Source organism: Myxococcus xanthus (genome assembly GCF_013116825.1).
Taxonomy (GTDB): domain Bacteria; phylum Myxococcota; class Myxococcia; order Myxococcales; family Myxococcaceae; genus Myxococcus; species Myxococcus xanthus_B.
Genome location: NZ_JABFNS010000270.1, coordinates 1 through 2,672 on the forward strand (window position 1 = coordinate 1; position 2,672 = coordinate 2,672).

Consider the following 2,672-nt stretch of genomic DNA (forward strand, 5'->3'; position numbering starts at 1 on the left):
CGCGCCGCCCGCGCCGCCCTCTCCGCCGGTCGTCCGGTGGATGATGATGCCTCCGTCGACGACGCCCCCGTCCCGCACGACCTGGCCGCCGTTGCCGCCGTGTCCGCCTTCGCCTCCGGGGCCTCCGGTACCGCCTTCGCCACCCTCGCCACCCGGGCCTCCGCCGAGCGTGCGCAGCACGCTGCCTTCCTCCATGGCGGCCTGGGAACCGATGAGCAGCAGGGAGATGGAGGCGCCGCCACCGCCGCCTCCTCGGCCGCCCTCACCGCCACAGCCGCCCGCGCCGCCCGCGCCACTTCCGCCGCCGCCAGCGACAATCGTGTTTTCGAGTCTGCAGCTTCCGCCAGACCCGCCGCCGCCACCGCCGGAGCCCGCCGTGCCGCCGCCGCCGGGCTCGCCTTGCTGTCCGGCGACCCAGGTCCCGTCGCGCAGCACCCCCATGCCCGCGCCGCCGCCGCCCGGAGTCCCGGGGCCTCCCGCCGCGCCGCCCAGGCCCCGCTCGCCGGGGTAGGGATTGCAGACGCACTCGAACCTGGAGCACGCGGCGTCCGGTGCCTCGCCGCCCGCGCCGCCCGCGCCTCCCGTTTCGCCGGGCCCACCCGTGCCGCCATCCCGTCCTGGATTGCCGCCGCTGCTGCCCATCACCCCCGAGCCGCCCGTGGGCTGGATGCCATCCGGGCAGGTGATGAGGGGCGCCGTCCCGCCCTGGCCCGGATCGGAGTAGCCGGTGAGGCCGCTCCCTCCTTCACCTCCGTCCGGGCCGCCCAGGCCCGCGTCTCCCGCCTCGCCCGGGGCGCCCTGGCCACCCGCGCCCGCGGCCAGGGTGACGTGACGCAGACGGACTCCGGAGGAGTCCACCATGCGCACGGCGATGGAGGGCTCTCCGGGGCCGGCCGCGGTGGCGGCGCTGACCTGCACGTACTCCATCAGCACGCCCGCGTCCTGGAGTCCCTGCACCGTCAACCCCAGCGTGCCGGCGTCGAACATGGCCACGCGGTTCGCGGCGCGACGCCAACCGCCACTGCGTCCGGCGTAGCCGCCGTGCAGGGAGACGGGGACGTCCAGCACCAGGCCCGCCTCGTCGTAGGCGCCGCCCGCGAGGAACAGGTGGCGCGGGCCGCCATCCCGTTCGCGCAGCATCGCCAGCGCGCGGCCCACGGTGCGCAGCGGCGCCTGCCGGGTGCCCACGCCCGCGTCGTCATCTCCGTCCATGGGGTCGATGAAGAGCCCGGCGTCCGCCTGGCCATCCACGCCGTCACAGTCGGTATCGGCGAAGGCGTCGTCGGGAAGGTCCTCGCCGGGGACGGGCGTACAGGCGGCGACGTTGGGCTCGCAGCGTCCCTCGTCGCTGCAGCGCTGCCGTGCACCGTCGAAGTCGTAGCAAGCGCCCGCACCGAGCGCCGCCACGAGCGCCGTGCCCGTGGCGCCGAGCATCCTGGTCTTCCGCATGACTCTCCTCGAATTCAAGGCAACGTCCCGGACAGGCCCACCACGCCCCCACCGGGGACCACGGCGGCGGAGGGCTGTACCTTCGCGGGCAGCTCACCGGGCAGCAGGAACATCACCGCGCCCGTTACGAGCCCCGCCGCGCCCAGCCCGAAGGCCACCCGGCTCAGGGTCTGCGCCCGGCGGCCCGACGACGCGAGTCCATCCGCGTTGTCCAGTGGCGCGTCCGGCGTGCCGTCCTTGTCGAGCCGCGAGTACTTGTCGCCCGCCTGCAGGTAGAAGACGGTGCCCACGCCGGCCAGGGCGACACCGCCCGCGGCGGGCAGCCACGCCCAGCGGCGCAGCGGGCGGATGGGCTCGGGCTCCAGCTCCGGGGCCAGCGGCTTCGCCTCCACCACGGCCACGGGCGGCGGGGGCGGCTCGGCTTGGGGTGGCGCCGGCGGCGGGCCGCGCAAGGCCGTCTGCGCCACGGGCACCACCGCGTCGATCGACTGGGTGAGCGAGTCCAGTAACTGGTCCTCGCTCACGCCGGGGATGAGGTGCTCGGTGACGAGCGCGCCGTCGTTGGCGGTGTAGATGCGCGCGCCCGTGCGATAGCCGCTGAGCAGTTGGCCCAGCTCCGTCACCAGGACGAGCTCCGTCTTCCCCGCGGCGCCCAACGAGCGGATGCAGGAGGGCGCCGTGCGGTTGCAGCGCAGCAGCGGGCGGCGCTTGGACGCGGACAGCTTGCGGGTGATGTCCTCGATACGGACCACCACCAGCCCACGGGCCCGGAGCTGCTCGGCCACGTGCTCCTGCGCGAACTCGACGACGTGGGAGGGAGCTCCCGCCGCCCCTGTCCGTCCTGGTCGCACCGCCTGACGCGGCGGGGGCCTGGGTGGCCAGGGTGAGCGCGGCGAGGAGGGAGATCCACACTCAATCACTTTCCCCCCGACCGGAGCTCCTCGCAAGGTCGGGAATCACCGCCCGTGCTTCGGGTGAAACCCGCCGGGGCGGAGCGCGTGTGGTGGGAGGCCGCCCCACTGGCCCGGGGTCGTTTCCGACGCGCCGGGCCGGGGCGTCGCTTCAGCGCCGGGGCCGCTCCGACGGGGCCGGGCGAATCTGGGTCTTCTCGGAGCCCCCATTCGAGCCCTGGGTGCTGTCGTCGTCTTCATCGGACTCCGGCGCGGGGCGGGACGGCGGGGGGCGGCGCGCGCCCAGGGCTGGCCGTGCGCCGGTGGCCAGGT

2 protein-coding genes are annotated in these 2,672 nt (G+C 75.6%); both read right to left on the reverse strand.

Annotated features, from left to right (window positions below; all coding sequences use genetic code 11):
* On the reverse strand, positions 1-1,449 hold a 1,449-nt coding region (locus HNV26_RS39135; protein ID WP_301340311.1), incomplete at its 3' end, for a hypothetical protein.
* Positions 1,450-1,463: 14 nt separating this feature from the next.
* Positions 1,464-2,234 carry a hypothetical protein gene (locus tag HNV26_RS37165; RefSeq protein ID WP_366817113.1) on the reverse strand — a complete coding sequence of 257 codons (771 nt, stop codon included), beginning with the start codon at positions 2,232-2,234 and terminating at the stop codon, positions 1,464-1,466.
* Between the last annotated feature and the right edge of the window lie 438 nt (positions 2,235-2,672).